Source organism: Paenibacillus sp. SRL342, assembly GCF_984798905.1.
Genome location: NZ_OZ481790.1, coordinates 3,195,573 through 3,215,888 on the forward strand (window position 1 = coordinate 3,195,573; position 20,316 = coordinate 3,215,888).

The window sequence follows — 20,316 nt, forward strand, 5'->3', positions numbered from 1 at the left end:
TTTTCTTGCGATAAACAATGGTTCAGCTCTGCTGGAAACATATAAATTCCATGATCTAAAAAAAATGTGTTTACTTCATCACAGTAATTTTGATATTATAATCGCAATATCAAATGCGACGAAGAGACGAGTAGATAAAATTCATTCTTTCAAAGAGAGCTCCGGCAGCTGAAAAGGAGTAAAGAATCTTTTATTGAATAAAGACTCAGAGCAGCACATCGGAACTTAGCATTAAGGGATGGTGTGACAGGAGCTCCTGTTACAGAGCTAGAGTATGAACGGTCTACAGCTAGCAACATGGTTGTAAACCTTTACTTGAAGAGGCGGATATGGTGACATATCGGCGAATCTGGGTGGTACCACGAGAGTTCAATCTCGTCCCTGAGACTTATTGTCTTGGGGATGGGATTTTTTGGTTTTTCCGGGGCTGTGACTACACGCTTTGGAATTGCCTGAATAGTGTTAATTAAGGAGTCCATTTCATAATACGTTTTTAGTGAGTTATGATATTGATTCAAGAGAAGAATCACTCAAACCGAAAGGAAATGATGATTGAATGTCAGCAAAATTGAAAGTCGGTATCGTCGGAGGAACGGGAATGGTAGGTCAACGTTTTGTGGACCTGCTTGATCAGCATCCATGGTTTGAAGTAACAGCTATTTCTGCAAGCGCCAATTCGGCAGGTAAAACATATGAAGAATCCGTACAAGGCAGATGGAAACTCGCAGTTCCTATTCCGGAAGCGGTGAAGAAAATCGTTGTTCAGGATGCTTCCCAGGTAGAGGCTTTTGCCAGTCAGGTTGATTTTATTTTCTGCGCGGTTGATATGAAAAAGAATGAGATTCAAGCGCTCGAAGAAGCTTACGCTAGAACAGGCACACCTGTCGTGTCCAACAACTCCGCTCACCGCTGGACAGCAGATGTACCCATGGTAATCCCTGAGATTAACCCGGGACATCTGGACGTGATTGAAGCTCAACGCAAACGACTGGGCACAAAAACCGGATTCATTGCTGTAAAACCAAACTGCTCAATTCAGAGCTATGTGCCAGCACTGCACGCTTTGCGTGAGTTCAATCCGACTCAGGTTGTTGCTTCCACGTATCAAGCAATTTCGGGAGCAGGTAAAAACTTTACGGACTGGCCAGATATGCTTGATAATGTCATTCCATACATCGGTGGCGAAGAAGAGAAGAGTGAGCAGGAACCACTGCGGATCTGGGGTTGCATTGAGAACAACCAGATCGTCAAAGCATCTGCCCCATTAATTACAACACAATGTATTCGTGTACCGGTAACGGATGGACATCTGGCTACGGTGTTTGTAAACTTCGAGAAAAAACCAAGCAAAGACGAAATTCTGGAGCGTTGGTTGCAGTTCAAAGGCCGTCCACAAGAGCTGGCTCTGCCAAGCGCACCGAAACAATTCATTACGTATTTTGAAGAAGAAAACAGACCACAGACGAAACTGGATCGTGACATCGAACGCGGAATGGGTGTCTCCACAGGCCGACTGCGCGAAGACTCACTCTATGATTACAAATTCGTGGGATTGTCCCACAACACGCTCCGTGGAGCGGCAGGTGGTGCGGTTCTGATCGCAGAACTGCTTAAAGCTGAAGGATATATTCAGCCGAAATAAGTGTACTAAGTACCATGAGCAACAGCAGATTTTTGAAAAAAATGATTAGAAAAATAACCATCACTCGTTGATGGTTTTTTTCTATTGTGGGCAGGGACCAGAATGGGCAGAATTAAATTAAAGAGACTACAGAGAATACAGCAGAGATAACAGTAGAGGGTTATAGTAACGAAAAACGCCGACAATTGTGTCGGCGTTTTTTTACATTCCAGTATTTTGTTAGGCCGCAGATGTCTTATCCGACTTTTGCAGAAGCTGAGAGCGACGACCGAGCAGATAACCTGTTAATGAAGCAAGCATCTGTTGAAATACCATGCCAAGCACAACCGGGACAGCAACTGGTGGCGGAAAATACGAAACAGCGAGTACTGCACCTGCGCTGATATTACGCATCCCTCCATTGAACACCAGTGCGACCTGATCAGCCTCATTCCAGCCCAACAATCGGGCGATGAAGTAACTTAGTGCATAACCGACTGATGCCAGGAAAATAATGATGACCGCAAGTCCAGCCAACTTCCAGTTGAAATCAGCCAAGTAAGGTGCAACGACAGATCCGTTAATCGCGACGACTGATGCCATGAACAATTTGGACAACGGATTCAACCTCGGTCCCCAGACCGGGACAATGGCGCCTTTGGTCCACTCATTCAGCAGCATACCGAGCAGGGATGGCACAACAATCATCCAGAACAGACTGCTCATCATGGCTGCCGTATCCAGTGTGACACTGGTTCCGATTAACAGGGATAACACTCCTGGCACTACAAAAGGAGCAAGCATGGTATCAATCAGGATGATGGATAGCGTAAGTGCGATATTGCCCCGATATATACTGACCCAGATGAAGCTGCTTATTCCTGTCGGAATCACGGCTGCCAGAACAAGTCCTGTTATGGTATACGCATCTGTAGGGAAAACCAAATGACCCATACCAAGAGCAATTAGAGGCATCGCCAAATGCAAAATAAACAGACATACAAACAGGGGGAACGGCTTCTTCAGCACGTTCACAAAATCCCGTATCCCCAGACTGATACTTCCAGCGAACGTCATGAACGCAAAAAGCCAAGGGGATAAAAAGGTATAAGAAGAAAGAAAACTCCCGCATAACACGCCAATAATAATACTGATTGGGGTAATCAGTGGCATGATGCGGTTCAAGCGTTGGTTCAAGGCTTGAAGCATAATCATGACATCCCTTTACCGTGTGATTTTACTATTATACATGTTAATAACGCTGGCTGCAGACCCATTTGCAATGAAGCAGTCTGAACAGGTATCATGGACTTGGAACAAGGATTCCGATTAGGAGAAAGGGAGATGATCATGTTCATAAGAAAAAGAAAGCACACATTAATGATGACAGGTCTTATTGCATCAAGTATTCTTTTGATTTCAGCCTGTTCAGTCGTGGAACAAGCTAATCAAAGTTTAAATTATGTGAGTGGGGCTACTGATTATATAGAACAGGTATCAAACGCCGGGGCTGATCTGCAAGAGCTCGCATCGGGTGCGGTGAATAATCCGGAGATTACAACGCAGATTCAGGAGAAAATCGATCTGATCCAAGCAGAAGCAAGTGAATTTTCTCAGTTGACTGCTCCTGCAATAGGAGAGAGCATTCATGAGAATCTGGTTAGTTATAATACACAATTAACAGAAGTCGTGGACAATTTCGAGAATACAATTGCAGAACAAGGTTTTACGGCAGAAAATTGGGAGAAGACAGGCATTCCTGAACTGATCACGAACATCAATAATTTGAAAGATCCGCTTAGCGGACTTCAGGGTGAATAAGTTGAATTAATTTTCAATATTTTATAAGGGCGAGATATCGGAATGATTGAATTACCGTTATGCTCGCTTTTTTATTTCCCAAACGGATGCATATTTAATATCACAGGAGCTAGACTATATCATGTAAATAGGAGATGTATATGACATTTATCTCATATTTATGTGAAGATGATCTATGGTTTGACAAGGTTGGGACAGAGGCGTATGATAAGTATATAAGTTAATAAAATATAGTTACTTACTATAAGTTTTGAACTGCCCTTAAATATATTTTGCCAAAGGAGAACGGTGTCATGACTCAACACAATGGAAAAGTAATCATTATTACAGGTGGAGCAAGTGGTATTGGTAAAGAGACAGCACTTCAACTTTCGGATCAAGGTGCGACTATTGTTGTCGCTGACTATAATGAAGACGGAGCGAAGAAGCTTGCGGCAGAGATTGAAGCAGCAGGCGGAACAGCGGGCGCGTACAAAGTGGATGTATCCAAGGGGGACGAGATCAAAGCCCTGATCGACTGGACCGTAGAGCAATATGGTACATTGAGCGGTATTTTCAATAACGCAGGCATTGGACTTGTGAAGCCATTTCTGGAGATGGACCCGGAATCCTATCACAGAGTCATTGATGTAGATCAGCACAGTGTATACTACGGTATGTATTATGGCGCGAAAAAAATGGTTGAATTAAATGTACAAGGTACCATTGTAAATACAGCTTCGATCTATGGAAGTGTTGCTGCAGTAGGCAGCTTCAACTACAACGCAGCTAAGGCTGCGGTTGTTATGATGTCCAAATCCGGTGCATTGGAACTTGCTGAACATGGAATTCGTGTAGTTGGTGTAGCACCTGGTTTTATCGAAACACCGATTCTGGGTGATGACCAAGCCATGAAGGATGCGCTTGCTACTCAACATATGCGTGGAGAGCTCATTCAACCAGAGAAAGTAGCCAGTGTGGTTACCTTCCTGTTCAGTGATGCAGCAAGCGCAGTGAACGGTACAACCGTAGCCGTAGATGATGGATTCCTCAGCTTCAAAACCAAATAAGTCCCCTTTTATAATTAAGGCAACTCATCTCAAAAAAACAGAAAAACGGTGCAGAACGATTTATTCGTTTTGCACCGTTTTTGTATTTTCATTATAAAGTAATCGTAGCATGTGAGAGGGAAATAAGTTTGTCGAATCATCCCGAAAATTCAGAGATCGTGATACAATTAACAAGGCTATAGCTTTTTATCATTTTGTGGTGTCATATACAATTCGAACGCCAAGAGAGCCATAACTCTCTTCTTTGTAATGACATTGAGAACAAGTTTTCGTCGAACATAGCGCATCGTTATGAACTTGTAATTTTTCGTTGCACTGTGGACATTTATTTTCAAAAAGAGTCTTCAACACGTTAAACATGCTTAATCACTCATTTCGGATTAATTTACTTGGTTTTTATTATAACGGATAATATTCGGTGTGTATAGCACTTTTGAGTGATATCGAAATGAGATTTATATTGCACGAAAGGAAGCGCATAACCGATGGATCTTCTGCTTTTTGTCATCATGTTTATACTGGGTCTGGTCGGTTCATTCTTCTCCGGTTTGTTGGGTATTGGTGGGGCCATTATCAATTATCCGCTGCTGTTATATGTTCCATCCTGGATGGGATTGGAGCCGTTCTCAGCACATCAGGTATCGTCGATTAGTATGTTTCAAGTGTTTTTCGCTTCACTTGCCGGTGTGATTGCATTCCGCAGAAAAGTACGAACGGGTAGAAGTGGTGGGGCGATCGTTCACCGCGGTTTGGTGCTATACATGGGCTCCAGCATTCTTGCTGGCAGTCTGATCGGCGGGTTCATATCCGGTCATCTGGACGGAAGGGTTATTAATCTGATCTATGGCATTCTGGCGATCATGGCGATTGTGCTTATGCTGATTCCCGGAAAGGGAAAGCTTGATACCTCAGCTCCACTGGTGTTTAACCGATGGATTGCAGCAGGCACTGCTTTTGCAGTAGGTATTGTATCAGGAATTGTTGGTGCGGGTGGTGCCTTTATCCTTATTCCTATCATGCTGACGATTCTCAACATCCCCGTACGAACGACGATTGCTTCTTCACTGGCGATTGTATTTATCTCTGCAATCGGCGGCGTTATAGGGAAAATTACGGGTGAAGACATTCCGATGGAACCCATCATCTATACGGTGATCGGCAGTTTGCTCGGGGCATCCCTTGGTTCACGGGTTAGTTCGATGATCAATGTGAGGGTACTTCGATATGCATTAATCGTACTTATCGCCATTACAGCGGTCAAAGTCTGGTCATCCATTCTGTAAAACCACGTATATGGGAATGAACAGTGACGATTTCGTAACCAAACGGTTGGATCGCCGTATAAAGGTTATGAACATGAGCTGAAGCGTTGGATACACGATCAAATGAGTTCAGTTTTCGTCCATGGAGCACCTCATCTCCTTTCATGGATACATGTTTAACATTAATAGAAGTTGAGGTATCCACCCTATGAATAACGTACTTACAGAACAGGCTGATGCAGGATATCGGCTAGCTGAGCAGAAAGCATCTCAGTATTTTACTTCTCTTAGGCAGCAACTTAACGATAATACGTATACAACAGCACTTACCCAAGATATTCATGTATGGCAAAAAAAACATATTCATCGTTTTGCCTGGCTTTCTCTTTTATCACCTAGCAAAAGAAAACCGGATCCCCGGGATGTTCATAGATATATCCACTGGCTGAATACTACAGGAAAGCTGGATGATTACCTGGATCGGAGTATCTCCTATATTTATATGCGGGATCTGGGGCAAGCCCTTGATTCTCCGGGTACGCAGGCCCGAATTCAGCACGTTGTCCAGAATACCAAAAAATACTTTATGGGCTCCGCTACTGGGTGCAAAGGACAGCCTGATTATATCAGTCTGGCTGCGTTGTACCGCTGGGGACAGAAGGAGCACATTGAAACGGCTGTCATCTGGGTGATGAACAAATTAAAGCATGTAGCATCCAACATTCCGAAGGAGCTGGATGCAGAGCAGGCGCAACGGAAGCTCATTAAGATCATTCTGGGCGTGGTCCTTCATGTGGACGATGAGATGAACGAGCAGACACCACCAGAAGAACGGGCCCGGAGATTTGATGCGGCGATTCGACTTGGTTATTCGTACGGTTTGACGTATCCATTTGTGGATGATCTGCTGGATTCTCAAGCTTTGACTGTTCAGGAAAAAGAACAATATTCCCTGATGATACGTGATGCACTTCTTACCGGGGTCGTCCCTGATCTGGGAGAGTGGAAAGGCAGCAATCTTGAAGTAATTGAATATGTACATTCCGAGCTTCGGGAAGCATTTGAGTACATTAAGGACTATCAGCATCCAGAGAAACAGCGCACGTTTTTAGAGCAATCCTATGTATTCTTTCAGTCTCAGGAGATCGATCGCAACAAGAAATTAGCCAATGCGAATTATACGAATGAAGAATTGTACATTCCGATTATTATCAAATCTTCTTCTTCCCGATTAATCGTCCGGTCTGTTCTCAGTGCACCAGTGGATGAAGGATTTGATCTGCGGACGTTCTATTACGGGATATATAATCAGTTGGCCGATGATTTTGCTGATATGTTTGACGATATGGAAGAAGGGGCAGTAACTCCATATACGTACTATTTGAAGTATCGAGATTTGCGTCCCGACTTGATTAATCCATATGAATTGTATTGGGCAGTCATCTCTCATCTAATCCATGATGTATATAACTCGGATGCCAAGACCCGTGAGGTTATACTGGATCGTGCGATCAACGGGCTGAAGCGTTGTAAAGAACGGTTGGGGCAGCAAAAATATGATGAAGTGATGACGATCTTTGCCTCTGGGCAGCCTGAATTCAATCAACTGGTTCAACAGATGGTGCGAAAAGCAGATGACGTTGATTTCCTTGATAAATTGTTACGGGATCAGGTCGTGCTTCAATTGAGAAATGACAAGCAGGAGAAAGAGGAGTTCAAGCAGACCATTCGAACGGTTCGCGAACAGATTAATGTGGAGTTGCAGATAGCCAAGCCAGGTGGACTTCATGAGATGAAAGAAACGCTGATCGATGCGGCCAATTACAGCTTGCAGGGCGACGGAAAAAGGCTACGTCCGATATTAACTTGGGTTATGGGCGTGCGCGAGTATGGTCTTCATGAATCATCCATCGTTCCGCTGCTAAGATCATTGGAGTACATGCATACCGCTTCCCTGATCTTTGATGATCTGCCTACGCAGGATAATGCTTCGACAAGGCGTGGACGTTCCACGCTGCATCAGGTACACAATAGCGCCACAGCGGAGCTCACGGGCCTGTTTCTCATTCAGAAGGCAATTGGAGAACAGTCATCATTGGATCGCTTTGATGCGGCCACCGTGCTCACTCTCATTCAATATTCAGCTGAAAAAGCAGAGGATATGTGTATGGGGCAGGCGATGGATCTGAACTCCAAGGGCAAGCCATTGACGCTGGAGCAGTTGAACATGATCTGTTTTTACAAAACTGGCATTGCCTTCGAAGCTGCCTTGGTTATGCCAGCGATACTTGCCCAAGTGAAGGAACCGGAGATGGCTGCGCTGAAAAAGTTCGCTTATCATGCAGGGATCGCCTTCCAGATCAAGGACGACTTGCTGGATTTCGAGGGAAATCACCTCATTCTTGGGAAACCTGCAGGTCAGGATGAGCGGAACAACAATTCAACCTTTGTGTCTATTCTGGGTGATGAAGGCGCGAAGAAAGCGATGTGGGAGCATTATTGTCTTGCTACAGATGCATTGAACGAGATGCCGAAACCTATTCCCTTCCTGAGACATTTATTGGATTATCTTATTGGTCGCGAGCGCTAACCCGTTTTACTAACGATTCCGTGTTGCATATGACTTATTATGATATATAATGACAAAGGTCGGGATTCCATTGGATGGATTCCAGGCCTTGTTTGACTTTGTAGACACCAAACTTTTGAAAAGATATGTTTCAATAACTCAATTTTTGGGTACTAAGCTGGTATTATGGTTTTAAAACAAACCGATCCTTTGTGGAACAACTTCCTTCCAATTAAAATTAACTTTCGACTATTTATAACATGAGTTTATATGCCAAAAGGAGAGTTTACAATGCAGGTTCAAAAGGTCGACCATCACGAATTGTTCGAGCAGATATACAACCAAGCACCTATTGGAATTGCACTCGTTGCTTCGACAGGAGAATGGAGAAAAGTGAATCCCGCATTTTGCTGTATGCTGGGTTATACGTATGAGGAATTAACGAAGCTCACCTACCAGGATATTACGCATCCGGATGATTCACCACAAGATGTGATCTATAATTGCGAGTTATTCGAAGGGAAATCGAAAGAGTATCAATATGAAAAACGTTATATTCATAAAAAAGGTAACATCTTATGGATTTCATTGCATGTTTCATTAGTTCGTAGTGAAATTACGGATGAACCTCTTTACTTCATTTGCCATATTGTTGATATAACTGACCGCAAAATGTCTGAACAAAAACTTCTGCATAGTGAAGAGATGTTCAAACTTATTACAGATCATGCTCAGGAGATCATCTATATTGCTGATCAGGAGGGCGTTTGTCGATTCTGCTCTCCCTCAGTCCAACTTTTGTTGGGTTATTCGCCAGAAGAAGTGATTGGTCAAAATAATGATGCATATTTTCACCCACAAGATGTGGAACGGATCTCACAGATGGACTTGACTAAAGGAAATCTGTTGAATATCAGGGTCCGTCATAAAGAGGGACATTATCTGTGGTTCGAGACCACATACAAGGTCTTTGGTGATGCTGAGCATGGACAGCAGATTCTTTCGATTGGACGAGATGTATCCGAACGAAAAAAACATAAAGACATCAGTGCAGAGGCTGAACGCATCGCTTTGATTGGCAGTTGGGAGTGGGATATGGTCAAAGACCAGATCGCGCTTTCCGATCAGATTTTTGAGATTTTTGAGCTTGAGCGCACCCGTAAATCATACTGTGCAAATGATGTTTTTAAAGTTATGAATGCTGCAGACATAGCTTCTTTACAAGAACAATTGCAATGGGTAAAACAAGGAAAACCGCTTGATTTTGAATACAAGCACAGTAGCTCTGATGGAAGTGAGAAGTATCTTCACTTACGCGGGCTGATCACGCTCGATGAATATCAGCAACCAGTTCAGCTGAACGGAACACTACAGGATATCACTGAACGTAAACGTATTGAATTTAAATTGCAGGAATCTGTGGAGCGATACACTTCACTTAAGAAATATAATCACGACGCCATTATCTCGTTTAACATGGATGGTAATATTATGAATGCGAATCCAGTAGCGGTGAAACTGACGGGTTGTCCCGTGGCTGAAATGATCGATACAAGCATAAGCAGATTTATTGGAGCGAGTAATCTCGGTCTGATCCTGCGCAGTAACAATGAGTTGGCCGAAAAGGAAATCAATGTTGTTCGTCATACGGATGGAACCGAGACAGAAGTCTTGGCTACGCTTGCTCCGATCATTATTAATAACTCTAATGTCGGGTACTACTTGATTGCAAAGGATATTACGGAGCAGAAGAAGCTGCTAGTTGCCAAAGAGACAGCCGAGAGAATGAATAAGGCCAAAAGTGAGTTTCTTGCGATGATGAGTCATGAAATTCGTACACCAATGAACGGTGTAATTGGGATGACGGATTTGCTTCTGGATACCCCTGGTCTTAGCGGGGAACAGAAGGAATATATCGAAATCATCCAGAAGAGCGGAGATTCCTTACTCGCCATCATTAATGATATTCTTGATTTTTCCAAAATTGAGTCAGGCAAAACCGATCTGGTAGATGATCCTTTTGATCTCGCAGAAATCGTCACAGAGACCGTGCAAATCGTAAAACCACTGGCTCGCGAAAAGAAGTTGGATGTTCGTATGTGCGTAGATGACGCCATTCCGACTCCTGTGTATGGTGATGCTTACCGTCTTAAACAGGTACTTACCAATATCATTGGCAACGCGGTTAAGTTCACTTCAGAGGGCGGCGTTGAAATTGACGTTGGCATTAAGGAGAAGTGTGGCAATACCGTACAGCTTTATTTTAAAGTGAAGGATTCGGGTATTGGGATTCCGGTTGAGAGAAAACAACAATTATTTGAGCCATTCTACCAACTGGAGAATTTCATGACTCGCAAACCTCAGGGCACGGGTCTTGGCCTTGCCATTAGCAAAAAATTGGTGGAGCTTATGCAGGGAGATATCTGGATCGAGGAATCGGATGAGCCGGGTACAATATTTGTATTTACTGCACGCTTTAAATTAACGAACGGTGAAGAGGGCAACAGGTTAGATCAACAACAGAAAAAGAACAGAACATCCGCTTTGCGGATTTTAATTGCAGAAGACAATGAAGTGAACCAACTCGTCCTTAGCAGAATAATCGAGAAAAAAGGACATGTTGTGGATCATGTCGTGGACGGTGTTGAGGCGGTTGAGGCGGTCAAACACAATGCATACGATATTGTCTTCATGGATGTGCATATGCCAAGACTGGATGGATTCGAAGCGACAAAAATGATTAAAGAATTAAAGTCCTCTGAGGATTGTCCATATATTATTGCGGTGACTGCAAATGCCGTAAGAGGAGACATGGAGAACTGCTTGAAGGCAGGCATGGATGCGTATGTCAGCAAACCGATAAAAATTGAGTCCATTATGCAAGCATTGGAGACCTATTACATCAAAAATAATCTCTGAGCGCGCTAAAAATGGATTCATGAGCAAAAAGCTGCTAGCTTATATAATAAACTGTACCCTATGTAAAGGACATTTCTAAAAAAAACTATATGGCTTCAAGAAGATGATCTCTGTATTGTACAGGGGTCATCCTTTTTAGGTTCCACTGGTATCTATAGTGATTATAGTAGGTCATATAGGCTTTAACTTCACGTTTGACTTCGTCTAACGTGGCATAGCTCTTTAAGGAAGTTTCATCCTTAAAATGACCAAAAAACGACTCCTGCGGTGCGTTATCCCAACAATTTCCTCGTCTTGACATGGATTGTCCAAGCCCCATCCGTTTCACTTTCTTCTGAAAATCCGGATGAGTGTAATGCGTACCTTGATCGGAATGAATGAAGGCATTACGACTCTTCTTGAATTTGCGATTTTTCTGTAAGTGAAGCAACGTGTTTGTCGCCAGATCCATCGTCATTCGCTCCGACACATGATAAGCCAAAATTTCATTGGTGGAACTATCCTTAATGGTGGACAGATAGGCGCGTTTCCCTTGGCCGTAACTTAAGTATGTAATATCTGTTAGAAGTACTTTGCCCGGGATGCCTTGTTTGAAGTTGCGTTGTAACAGGTTAGGCATGGTTCGATGTTCATGGGTTGCCTTCATCATTCGTTTGTAGGGATTAGCTCGTCGATGAGGGCATACAATATCGTATTTTTTCATGATTCTTCGGATGCGCTTGAGATTCCAAATGATCTGAAATTGTCCTTGCAGCGTCATCTTAATGGAACGAGCGCCCTTGTTACGTTTCTTAAACTGGAAGGCTTGACGAATGTACACACCTATTTCCTCATCAACCTGTTCCTTCTTCGTGCGTCTGTGAATGGCTGAAGTGCTCCAGTATCGGTAATATCCGCTTTTGGAGACCCCAGCAGTCTCACACAGAACACTTACCATTCGCTGAAGATGGTATTTCTCAATCACGGTTCGGATTAACCTGTATCGAAGGCTAGGCGTTAGTTTTACTCGTGGTTCCACCCCCGTTCGGCCAGGCGAATCTTTTTTAAGAGTTCATTCTCTGCTTGGAGCAGGTGAATCTGCGCTTCGAGTTTCGCGTTCTTTTCTGCCAAGGTTAACTCTCGTTTTAGAGACTCTCCTGAATGTTTGCCTCGTGTATCTTGTAAGCCTATAGCCCCTTGCTCGTTGTAACTGGCTCTCCATCGGTCGGCTGCGGCTTTGACCCGAGTCATTCCAATGATCTGAACGTCAAATCCACAAGTCTCAAAGATCTCTCTAGGCAGCCTTTCTTGCTGATTTAATGTAATAAAGAGTTGTTTGAACTCGTCCGTATAAGTGATTCCCTTGGTCGAAACAGACTTCACATAGGGATTTGTAGCAAGTTGCTCTAGTTCGCTTGTTGTAAATGTTTTCTTACTCATTAATCGTTCTCCGTCCTTGTCTCGTACATGGTATATAACAAAAATACCCCATAGAGAGACTTTTTTAAAGTATCTACTCTATAGGGTACAGTTTATAAATAGGCTAGCAGCTTTTTTATGCACATATCTCTAAGGATTTTTGATCCACAATTTGGAGATGTCCAGATAACCGAATTCTGCTACCTGCATGCCGAAGATGCTCTGATCCAGTTCGGCCTGCTTGTTCATGTGACAGCCATGCAAGATCCAGCAGTGATCACGTAGCAAGGCTTCAGCTTCATCCAGGAGCGCAGTACGGTCTGCCCGATGAAGCGTTGCGAAATGATCCAGTTTGTCATCCAATTGAGACTGGAATGCAGGAGACATACACATATGAAAATGGTTGGACAGGTTTTTGAAAAAGTGAATCATGCCGTACTGCCAATCTTCCTCCAGGATCTCTTCAGCGAGGATCAATTGCGCGTTTGTGGTTTCCTCTGAGTTGAAATAATCCACAACGGCCTGCATGCTGATGTTCAGACCGATGGACTCTGCCCGACACTGGAACCACTCCGCAACGTCTGCATCCTTATTATGTTTATACGATAATGTTACCGTCTCACCCTGGTACCCACAGTTATGCAGCAATTCACGAGCATGCTCAAGAGAGGCAACAGTCCAGTCTCGGGCTGCACTTTTCCACGGTAGAAAGCTGCTGGCCGGTGTGATCCGATTCCCACCGAGATCTCGGACAAGCGCGACCGAATCATAGACGATACGCAAAGCTTGTCGAAATAAGGGATGATGATGGATGCCTTCCTTGTGAAAATTGAACAGCATATACTGACAACCCAGCGCCGGATAATTGATGCTGTTCGTCTGATCACAGCCTGTTGCGAGACTCAATCGATCTGTCCCCGGTAGCTCATAATAGCGATCATTCGGACTCAGGTCAGGCACAAACCAGAAATGGACTTGATCCAGATGTGGCCGGATGCCGTAGTAAGCATCAAAAGCAGTAAGCTCCAGCACATCCTCATTCAGCTCAGAGATCAGAAAAGGACCGGTACCAATTAATGTATTGGTTACATTGTAATCATAGGGCAGGATTGTCATCCGAATACAACTGAACAGATGCAAGAAGAATCGATTAGGACGATGGAGAACAAACTTGATGCAGTAATCACCAGCTACTTCTGCACGTTCGATATCCCGATATAACCAGATGGACGGACTATGTACATCAATCAATCGTTGCAACGTCGCTTGCACATCCCGGGACGTCATGACACGGCCGTTGTGGAAACGCACACCTTTTCGGAGATAGAAGGTCCATAAGCGATGGTCCTCGCTGCACTCCCACATGTGAGCCAGTGCTGGCAGGAATGATTCCGTCTTGGCATCATAAGTGATCAACGTATTACAGACCTGGCTTAATAGGTAGGTTTCAAATGCAGTATACACAAAGGCTGGGTCCAAATCACCTAACTGGCGGGACCTCATGATGCGCAGAATATCCTGACCAGAGGCAGTTTCATCGTGGCTGTGAAATCCCATCTGTTGATGGAGGGAAAGCATGAGCTGTTCTCGCAATTTATCATCCACCTGAACAGTTCCAATGAGTTCAATGGCATCTTTCATTTTGCCTTTACCTAAAAGTTCGGTAAAACTCGCTTCCAGCGCTTCATTCATGCTACGCAGCATCGTTAACGCCGAATGATGTCCACGACCACGCCCGGGCTGCCAATGGATGAAGCCTTGTTCCTCCAATTTTCTAAGAATGAATTTCACATTACGTGGGGTGCAGCACAAGGCAGCGGACAGGCTATCAATCGTTACCGCTACAGGTTCAAGAAGTTTGAATGAAAGTTGTTCGGCACCTGCGAGCCTTATAAAGTGTGTATGTAGGGTATCCATGGCCATGACTCCTCTATTAAAGGTGAAAAGTGTGATCATATGTTTACACTTTTACTTCCCCCTTTTATCCTTACAATTATACATTAGAAGATGTAGTTCAAAAAGTCCGCTTTTGATTACGAAGGATGCCTATCGGCATCATCAGCATCGAATATGGAATTCAGCCGAAATGTCCGTTGCTCACGTAGTTTTGCCTACGCTCCGCTACTCCATTTCTAGCTTCATCCCATCTTCTCGGTACTGAAAACCGAACTTTTGAACACGCATTAGAAGAGGTTGTTAAATCACCCCGCATTGAAGCACTTAGAAAGAATAGGAGAAGTTCGCATGAAGCAATATTTAAGACAAATTCACCCCTTGGCATGGACGATCATTATCGGAACCATGTTTGGACGTCTTGTGACGTCAATGAGTATCCCGTTTTTATCCATCTATCTGACACGTGTGCTAGATGCTACACCAACCCAGACCGGTATTACTGTAGCCGTTAGCTCGTTGGCAGGTGTCATGGTCAGCTTTTATGGAGGTTATATTTCGGACCGGATCGGTCGCAAAATCGTGATGTTGATCTCGGTATTTAGCTGGGCAGGTGTGTTTTTTATCTTTTCAGCGGCAGAGCATCTATGGGTGTTCTTTGTTGCCAATACGTTAAACGGATTATGCCGTGCAGTATTTGAGCCGACCTCCAGAGCACTGTTATCGGATATTACTTCACCGGAGAACAAATTGCTGGTGTTCAACCTCAGATATGCTGCAATTAATCTCGGTGTGGTGTTTGGGCCAATTATCGGATTTCAGCTGGGATCATCTGAATCGACGTTTCCGTTTGTGATCTCCGGCTTGGTATACATAGCCTATGGACTTGTATTATTTCTGCAATTCAAGCTACAGCATGCCAATCTGCCGGAGCGTCACCAGGCTACCGCCCCACGTTTGCGTGAAGCACTCATGACCACTGGTCGCGACCGGGTATTTCTGCCGGTATTAATCGGTACCACATTTTGTGTGCTGGGTTACGGGCATTTCAGTTCCACGTTGGCACAGTACTTGGCAAGGAGTCCGATCTTTGAGAATGGAAGTCAGATGTTCTCGTACATGCTTTCCCTGAATGCCGTGACGGTACTGATTATTCAGTATCCTCTTGTGCGAACCTTCCGAAACTTCCCACCGCTTGTCCCTCTGATTGTGGGTAACCTACTGGTGGCAACCAGTCTGATGATGGTTGGAATCGCTGAAGGTGTACTCATGATGATGATGAGTGTCATACTATTTACCATTGGGGAAGTGTTGTTGTTCACCATGATGGATATGCTCATTGACCGGATTGCGAAGCCGGAATGGAAAGGGACGTATTTCGGTACCATCGGATTCAATAATATCGGTAGTGTCATTGCTCCTGTCATGGGAGGGGTGTTATTAAGTCAATTTGGAGCGGAGAATGGGCTCGCTGTCTTTCTACCGATTGCACTGACGACTGCCCTGGGAGTACCTTTTCTTCTGATCGCACATCGACGTCTTGTTGTTAGAGAGAAGCAAACCGAGTCCACATCAGTAAGTATGTAGCGAGAATAGAAAAGATTAATGACATGAATTAAATAACAATTCAGTTAAAATTATCTTGACGGATGTTAGTCCAGCGAATACAATAAACAACAAATATGTGAAACGGGTGGGATGATGATTATGTTTATGCCTATACAGATTTCGAATCGATAACTGAATACGCATGAGCATAGTGACATTAATCCAATTTTTTTGCAATGATCGCGTTGGGACAGTCATGTTTGTGCACCTCTGTCGTGGACGCTCATCATTATTGCGATGCAGAGGAGATACGGGAAATGCTTTGCATTTTATTCGATCTCTTTTGGCTACAAGCTGTAGATGAACATTAGTTCATCTATGGCTTTTTTGCATGCATTCCACCCAATTCGTTCACATGGAAAGGAGCGTTTGGAGCGTTATTTTATAAAAACTAACTTGTTAAAAAGGAGAATGTACAATGGTCAATATATGTTCTACATATCAATTATGGGCGGGAAATCCCGATTTTAATGTCATTATGTATGACTCATCCTAGTGGGGGTAACAGCGATCGAAAGGTTATTCTGTCATCATAGTTACAGTGTAATGTTCTTTATTTCATTTGATATAAATAAACCGATAAAGAGGTGGGACCTGTGCCCAAAACAGAGAAAATCTCCATGTCATGGCTGCTGCGTTATCTAAAACCAGTTAAAGGACGGCTGGCCTTACTTTTAATCATGTTGCTCACATCAACGGGGCTTCAGCTCTTGAATCCACAGATTATCAAACGTTTTATCGATACAGCAGCAAGTGGGGGAGTCCTCACCAATCTTGTTCAGCTCGCAGGAATATTTCTGGTTGTTGCCGTGTTTAATCAACTCATCACGGTAGCGGTCAGTTATTTGGGGAACGACGTGGCCTGGCGGGCCACGAATCAACTGCGCGGAGATCTGCTGAAGCACTGCCTGCGTCTTGATATGCGTTTTCATAATGTGAAAACACCTGGAGAGATGATTGAACGTGTGGATGGTGATGTAACGAGTATCTCCAATTTTTTCGCGATGTTCATTGTGCAAGTGATCGGGAGTTTTGTACTGCTGGCCGGAATTCTCGGTTTCATGTTCAGTGTCAATGTGCCCATTGCTTTGGTTATGACCGTGTTTACATTGTTATCGATCCTGTTCATGGTGTTCATACGGAATCTGGGCGTGGACTCTTCCAAAAATGAGCGGGCGGCCAGTGCTTCCCTGTTCGGATTAATTGAAGAACGCATTGCCGGGATTGAAGATGTGCAAGCAAATGGTCATGTGCCGTATGTGATGAACCGTTTTTACCGCACAATGCGCACGGTATTCCGTAAGGGAAGAAAAGCCTGGCTGCTGCGGGTTATTCCGTGGAATACCACTGTAGTTTTGTTTGCTCTGGCGGTCACTGCGGTGCTTTTGCTGGGTGTGCATTATTATATGGAAGGTCTAATTAGTATCGGAACATTATTTCTGATCTACCAATATACACAGATGCTGAATGATCCGATTGAGATGCTTGGAGATCAGGTACAGGAGTTTCAAAAAGCAAAATCAGGCATGCTGCGCTCCAGAGAGCTGTTGTCTATGTATAGTGTGATTGAAGAGGGCACAGAGGAGCAATTGCCGGAAGGACCGCTTGGATTGGAATTCAGTCAGGTGCACTTCAGTTATAACCAGGATAAACCGGTATTGCAGGACATTAATTTTGCTATTAAGCCTGGTGAACGTCTGGGAATCATCGGTCGCACAGGTAGCGGCAAATCGAGTCTTAGTCGTGTTCTTCTCCGGCTGTATAATCTGGATCGGGGCACGATCCGTGTAGGTGGAACGGATATCACAAAGCTTTCATTACAAGCGCTTTATCGCCGCGTTGGCATGGTGACACAGGACGTGCAATTGTTTGATGGCACGCTGCGTGACAATCTGACCCTGTTCAATGAGGATGTATCGGATCAGATGATCAAGGAGACGACGGATCGCCTTGGACTTAGCCAATGGATTAATTCACAACCAGAAGGGCTTGATACGTATCTGGCAGCAGGTGGGGCTTCATTGTCCGCAGGGGAAGCACAGTTATTTGCCTTAACCCGCGTATTCCTGACCGAACCGAGTCTGGTTATTCTGGATGAGCCTTCGTCACGTCTGGATGCTGCGACCGAAAGTATGCTGCAATCTGCAATTGACCAGTTAATGAAACAATCCACAGGAGTCATCATTGCTCACAGACTGGCTACGCTGGAGAAAGTGGACCGGATTATGGTGCTAGGTGATGGGAAGGTACTGGAATTTGGAGCGAGAGAAGAACTTGCCAGTAACCCGGCATCTCACTATGCCAGACTGCTGATTACAGGCCGAGAGGAGGAATTGGCATGACTGTAGCAGGATTTATAGGCCGTTTGTTTCGATTCAGGCCTTTGTTATTTGTAATCAATGGATTGTTATGGTGTATATTTCACTCCTTACCGCTAGCCATTGGTATTGGAATGCAATGGTTTTTTGATCGCACAACAGTGGGGTCCAATGACTACATGTGGCTTGCTGTGCCGCTTATCTTTATTGCTTTGGTCCGAATGGCACGGGTGGGCACATTTTTTGTAGCCTTCTATGCATGGGTTACGTATCTGTATCATGTTCAGGCGATTTTGCGAACCAACATGCTCGCAGCGATCATGCGCTGGCCTGGGCGTAATCTTCCGGCTTCACCAGGAGAGGCGATGAGTCGCTTTCGGGATGATGTCGATGAAGTCGTCGAGTATGTAGAATCATGGGTGGACTTCTGGGGACGACTTGTATTTGCTGTTGTGTCCATCGTCATTATGGCGAACATTAATTGGCAGATCACATTGGTTGCTGTGCTGCCATTGGTGGTCGTGACCTTACTCAACAACCTGTCCGGGAATCGGGCTCGGAAGTATGCACAGGTTAATCGTGAAGCGACTGGGCGAATTACCAGTTTTATTGCGGAAACGTTTGGAGCAGTGCAAGCCCTGAAACTGGGTCAGGCCGAAGAGCATGTCTCTTCACGTTTCAACCAGTTGAATGAAGATCGTCGCCAGGCTGCACTTCGAGACAATCTGTTCAAGCAGTGGATGAGATCGATGAATCAGCATGTTCTAAGTATCTGTACCGGATTGATTCTACTGATGTGTGCAGCTGAGATGAAAGCAGGGAACTTTAGCGTAGGTGATTTTGCCTTATTCACCAGTTATCTGGCCAATATCGGATTTAGCATCTCACTGTTTGGTTATATGGTGTTTCAGCACAAAAGGCTCAAGGTATCCTATGATCGTATGCGTAAGCTATTCCGCCCGGGGGAAGAAGACCAGATCATGGATTCGAGGGAAATCTATCTGTATGAAGATCCGCCGGAGCTTGTAAGTGAACAGAGGGACCCTAAGGAGAAGTTGCAATCTCTTGAGGTGAATAAGCTGACTTATCAATATCCGAATTCTGCAAATGGCATAGAAGAGATCAGTTTCCGTCTGAAACGTGGACAATTTCTTGTTATTACGGGAAGGATCGGGTCAGGTAAATCAACACTTGTACGCACACTTCTTGGACTGTTACCCAAGCAAAAAGGGGACATTCACTGGAATGGAGCAGCTGTTGATCCAGCCACGTTCCTGATGCCGCCTAGAGCTGCGTATACCCCGCAAGTGCCAAGACTGTTTAGTGATACGTTGAAAGAAAATATCGTCCAGGGCAAACAGGGGAACACTGAGCAAGCCCTTGAAAAAGCCATTCGTCTGGCTGTGATGGAGAAGGATATCAAACATCTGGATCAGGGGCTTGAGACCCCGGTTGGTCCAAGAGGGGTGATGCTGTCAGGCGGGCAGATTCAGCGCGCGGCCACAGGACGCATGTTAATGACGGAGGCGGACCTCTTTATCTTTGATGACCTGTCCAGTGCACTGGATGTGGAGACAGAACAACAAGTATGGGAAGGGCTGTTCCAAGAGCCGGATGTCACCTGCATCGCAGTTTCTCACCGCAGGGCAGCACTTTCCAAAGCAGATCACATTATCGTGATGAAAGATGGACGCATTGAAGCTGAGGGAAGTTTGGCCGAATTGCTTGCCACCAATGAAGAGATGCAGCTGCTGTGGCAAGGGGAGCAAACCCCCGCGAAAGTCGGGTAGCTTTGAAAATTTAGAAAAGATAATAAGAAAGCAAAAAAAGCCTTACAGACAACTCATTGAAGAGTACG

General features: G+C 44.5%; 12 protein-coding genes and 1 other annotated feature. Of the genes, 9 read left to right on the forward strand and 3 right to left on the reverse strand.

Going from position 1 to position 20,316, the window contains the following annotated elements:
- Window positions 1-109: 109 nt before the first annotated feature.
- Window positions 110-386, forward strand: a binding site (T-box leader).
- A gap of 170 nt (window positions 387-556) precedes the next feature.
- A complete protein-coding gene (asd, locus tag AC4E8D_RS14145) occupies window positions 557-1,642 on the forward strand; it encodes an aspartate-semialdehyde dehydrogenase (RefSeq protein ID WP_449004489.1) in 1,086 nt (361 codons plus the stop codon).
- A gap of 219 nt (window positions 1,643-1,861) precedes the next feature.
- On the opposite strand, the gene AC4E8D_RS14150 is transcribed toward asd, so the two are convergent.
- A complete protein-coding gene (locus AC4E8D_RS14150; RefSeq protein WP_339184734.1) occupies window positions 1,862-2,830 on the reverse strand; it encodes a bile acid:sodium symporter family protein in 969 nt (322 codons plus the stop codon).
- 135 nt (window positions 2,831-2,965) lie between these two features.
- Here AC4E8D_RS14150 and AC4E8D_RS14155 point away from each other — a divergent pair, with 135 nt between their 5' ends.
- From AC4E8D_RS14155 to AC4E8D_RS14175, 5 genes are all read left to right on the forward strand, one after another.
- Window positions 2,966-3,442 carry a DUF6376 family protein gene (locus AC4E8D_RS14155; protein ID WP_047842787.1) on the forward strand — a complete coding sequence of 159 codons (477 nt, stop codon included), beginning with the start codon at window positions 2,966-2,968 and terminating at the stop codon, window positions 3,440-3,442.
- Between the two features lie 293 nt (window positions 3,443-3,735).
- On the forward strand, window positions 3,736-4,491 hold the full coding sequence (locus tag AC4E8D_RS14160) for an SDR family NAD(P)-dependent oxidoreductase (RefSeq protein ID WP_047842788.1): 756 nt from the start codon (window positions 3,736-3,738) through the stop codon (window positions 4,489-4,491).
- A gap of 485 nt (window positions 4,492-4,976) precedes the next feature.
- Window positions 4,977-5,774, forward strand: coding sequence for a sulfite exporter TauE/SafE family protein (locus AC4E8D_RS14165; protein ID WP_339184738.1), 798 nt, complete (start codon window positions 4,977-4,979; stop codon window positions 5,772-5,774).
- 187 nt (window positions 5,775-5,961) lie between these two features.
- Window positions 5,962-8,343 carry a polyprenyl synthetase family protein gene (locus tag AC4E8D_RS14170; RefSeq protein WP_490206384.1) on the forward strand — a complete coding sequence of 794 codons (2,382 nt, stop codon included), beginning with the start codon at window positions 5,962-5,964 and terminating at the stop codon, window positions 8,341-8,343.
- A 270-nt stretch (window positions 8,344-8,613) separates the two neighbouring features.
- Window positions 8,614-11,241 (forward strand): PAS domain S-box protein, encoded by a 2,628-nt coding sequence (locus AC4E8D_RS14175; protein WP_490206385.1) that lies wholly within the window; start codon window positions 8,614-8,616, stop codon window positions 11,239-11,241.
- Window positions 11,242-11,326: 85 nt separating this feature from the next.
- On the opposite strand, the gene AC4E8D_RS14180 is transcribed toward AC4E8D_RS14175, so the two are convergent.
- A protein-coding gene (locus AC4E8D_RS14180; RefSeq protein ID WP_339183318.1) for an IS3 family transposase occupies window positions 11,327-12,660 on the reverse strand; the annotation gives its coding sequence in 2 pieces (ribosomal slippage) (window positions 11,327-12,258 and window positions 12,258-12,660; 1,335 coding nt in all).
- A gap of 129 nt (window positions 12,661-12,789) precedes the next feature.
- The gene (locus AC4E8D_RS14185; protein WP_490206386.1) at window positions 12,790-14,556 is read right to left on the reverse strand and encodes an ABC transporter substrate-binding protein; all 1,767 of its coding nucleotides are present in this window, start codon (window positions 14,554-14,556) and stop codon (window positions 12,790-12,792) included.
- A 327-nt stretch (window positions 14,557-14,883) separates the two neighbouring features.
- Between AC4E8D_RS14185 and AC4E8D_RS14190 the strand changes: the two genes are divergently transcribed.
- The 3 genes from AC4E8D_RS14190 to AC4E8D_RS14200 all read left to right on the forward strand — a co-directional run bounded on the left by AC4E8D_RS14190 (window position 14,884) and on the right by AC4E8D_RS14200 (window position 20,248).
- Entirely contained in the window at window positions 14,884-16,119 is a 1,236-nt protein-coding gene (locus tag AC4E8D_RS14190; RefSeq protein WP_339184745.1) for an MDR family MFS transporter, read from the forward strand.
- Window positions 16,120-16,736: 617 nt separating this feature from the next.
- Window positions 16,737-18,482 carry an ABC transporter ATP-binding protein gene (locus AC4E8D_RS14195; RefSeq protein ID WP_339184748.1) on the forward strand — a complete coding sequence of 582 codons (1,746 nt, stop codon included), beginning with the start codon at window positions 16,737-16,739 and terminating at the stop codon, window positions 18,480-18,482.
- Window positions 18,479-20,248: an ABC transporter ATP-binding protein gene (locus AC4E8D_RS14200; protein ID WP_339184750.1), complete on the forward strand. Its 1,770-nt coding sequence runs from the start codon at window positions 18,479-18,481 to the stop codon at window positions 20,246-20,248. Before AC4E8D_RS14195 ends, AC4E8D_RS14200 begins: the two co-directional genes overlap by 4 nt.
- Window positions 20,249-20,316 lie beyond the last annotated feature (68 nt).

Excerpts from the sequence above, each read along its gene's own strand:
- asd (WP_449004489.1), top strand. The coding sequence starts at position 557 with ATGTCAGCAAAATTGAAAGTCGGTATCGTCGGAGGAACGGGAATGGTA.
- AC4E8D_RS14150 (WP_339184734.1), bottom strand. The coding sequence starts at position 2,830 with ATGCTTCAAGCCTTGAACCAACGCTTGAACCGCATCATGCCACTGATT.
- AC4E8D_RS14155 (WP_047842787.1), top strand. The coding sequence starts at position 2,966 with ATGATCATGTTCATAAGAAAAAGAAAGCACACATTAATGATGACAGGT.
- AC4E8D_RS14160 (WP_047842788.1), top strand. The coding sequence starts at position 3,736 with ATGACTCAACACAATGGAAAAGTAATCATTATTACAGGTGGAGCAAGT.
- AC4E8D_RS14165 (WP_339184738.1), top strand. The coding sequence starts at position 4,977 with ATGGATCTTCTGCTTTTTGTCATCATGTTTATACTGGGTCTGGTCGGT.
- AC4E8D_RS14170 (WP_490206384.1), top strand. The coding sequence starts at position 5,962 with ATGAATAACGTACTTACAGAACAGGCTGATGCAGGATATCGGCTAGCT.
- AC4E8D_RS14175 (WP_490206385.1), top strand. The coding sequence starts at position 8,614 with ATGCAGGTTCAAAAGGTCGACCATCACGAATTGTTCGAGCAGATATAC.
- AC4E8D_RS14185 (WP_490206386.1), bottom strand. The coding sequence starts at position 14,556 with ATGGATACCCTACATACACACTTTATAAGGCTCGCAGGTGCCGAACAA.
- AC4E8D_RS14190 (WP_339184745.1), top strand. The coding sequence starts at position 14,884 with ATGAAGCAATATTTAAGACAAATTCACCCCTTGGCATGGACGATCATT.
- AC4E8D_RS14200 (WP_339184750.1), top strand. The coding sequence starts at position 18,479 with ATGACTGTAGCAGGATTTATAGGCCGTTTGTTTCGATTCAGGCCTTTG.